The 275-nt window shown below is 65.5% G+C and carries 1 protein-coding gene; it reads left to right on the forward strand.

Annotation, left to right across the window (positions count from 1 at the left end):
- A partial coding sequence (locus V3390_RS10185) for a DUF7507 domain-containing protein (RefSeq protein WP_331704362.1) occupies positions 1–275 on the forward strand: 275 nt, incomplete at both ends.

Below are 275 nucleotides of genomic sequence, written 5' to 3' on the forward strand. Positions count from 1 at the left end.
CTCGACACCGTTGGCCGCCGCGCCGGCCGTCACCGTGGACAAGGCAGCGGGTACGCCGACCGGTGCGACCGCCGGCTCGACGATCCTGTACACATTCACCGTCACCAATAGCGGCAACGTGACGTTGTCTGGTGTGGCGATCTCGGACACGCAACTGGATGCCGCCGCCACCTGCGCTGCAACCACCTTGGCCCCGGGTGTGTCGACCACTTGCACCGGTACGCACACCATCACGCAAACCGAAGTCGATGCCGGCAAGGTGGATAACACCGCCA

Origin of the sequence: Aquilutibacter rugosus (genome assembly GCF_036541335.1) — a bacterium.
GTDB classification, from domain to species: Bacteria; Pseudomonadota; Gammaproteobacteria; order Xanthomonadales; family Xanthomonadaceae; genus Aquilutibacter; species Aquilutibacter rugosus.